Here is a 1,259-nt window from a genome sequence, read left to right on the forward strand (position 1 = left end):
ACCGGCGTCACCGGCCTGCTCGGCCGGCCGCTGGGCGACGGCCTGGCCGCGCGCCCCGGCCCCACCGGGCAGCCCGCCGGCACGGCCTGACACCTGCCGGCCGTCGCCCCCGGATTTGCGTCCCGGCTCCCGGCTGGGAACATGGTGGAATGGCCGCCCAGCTGTTGACCATCGAGGTGACCCGGCTCGACGCCGGTCGCGCGCGGCTCCGGCTGGCCGGTGAGCTCGACTTCGACACCGCGCCCGAGCTGCTCGCCGTGGCCGCCGAGCTGCGCCGCGACGGCCACGGGGAGCTCCTGTTCGAGCTCGGCGGGGTCACCCTGTGCGACTCGTCCGGGCTGAGCGCCTTCGTGCTGCTGCACCGCGACGGCGCGGGCGCGGTGCGGCTCTCGGGCGTCAGCCCCCACCTCCAGCAGTTGCTGGACCGCACGGGGATGACCGAGCTGCTGGCCCGGGAGCGTCCCGCCGACGGCGACGTGCGCCAGGCCGGCTGAGCCGCCACGACGGCCACTCCCCCGGCCGGGGTGGCCCCCGACCCTGGGACCAGGGGTCGGGGGCCGGAGTGTGGCTCAGGGGGCGGTGACCGGCTGGAGCCGGGGCCCGGTCGAGCGCTGCGGCCCGGCGGCCGGCGGCTCCGCGTCCTCCGGTGGCCCGGAATCGGGAGTCTGGAAGAGATAGCGGACGAACTCCCCACCCGCCTCGTTGTCGTCCGCGCCGGGCCACTGCCCGACACAGTCCACCCCGACCACCTCGCGGCCCGAGCCGTCGGGCTCCTCCAGCAGCGCCCACAGGCTCACCGCGTAGCAGCGGGTGTCCTCTGGTGATAGGCGCCAGCGGGCGTACCAGCCGGGTCGGGCGGGGACTATCTCGACGATCCGCTTCATGACGACCTGTCCTTCCGCGTCCGGTCGGAAGTTCTCCGGTCCGCCCCGATCGTCGGCCCCGACCGGGTGACCCTCCCTCACCCCTGGCGGATGAAGCGCCGCCGCCGCTTCCGGACGGCGCCGGCCCGGCCGCCGGGCGCCGTTTCGTCGCCACGGACGGCGGGAAGGCGACCGGCGGAAGCCAGGGAACACCAGCGGAAGCGAGGTGTCACCATGCGCAAGCAGATGGAGGGCGACAACCAGCGTCGCCGCGCGCTGGCCCGCCAGGCCCGCGAGCGCGGCATGCAGGCCAGCGAGACGGGCGCGAGCCTGAGCGCCGGCAAGCAGCTCACCCACCTGGACCGGGGCAGGCGCGCCGGGCCGCCGCCGGCCGGC

2 protein-coding genes and 1 pseudogene are annotated in these 1,259 nt (G+C 76.5%); 2 read left to right on the forward strand and 1 reads right to left on the reverse strand.

Features of this window, described 5'->3' with window-relative positions; genetic code table 11:
- Positions 1–149: 149 nt before the first annotated feature.
- Entirely contained in the window at positions 150–494 is a 345-nt protein-coding gene (locus ACWENR_RS30790; protein ID WP_452280444.1) for an STAS domain-containing protein, read from the forward strand.
- 75 nt (positions 495–569) lie between these two features.
- Here the strand turns inward: ACWENR_RS30790 and ACWENR_RS30795 are convergent, their stop codons facing one another.
- Complete coding sequence (locus tag ACWENR_RS30795; protein WP_452280445.1) at positions 570–884, reverse strand: hypothetical protein; 315 nt, start codon at positions 882–884, stop codon at positions 570–572.
- Between the two features lie 66 nt (positions 885–950).
- Between ACWENR_RS30795 and ACWENR_RS30800 the strand changes: the two are divergent.
- Positions 951–1,259: pseudogene (locus ACWENR_RS30800) on the forward strand (DUF2267 domain-containing protein); the annotation flags it as partial.

The sequence above is a fragment of the Micromonospora sp. NPDC004336 genome (assembly GCF_053602615.1).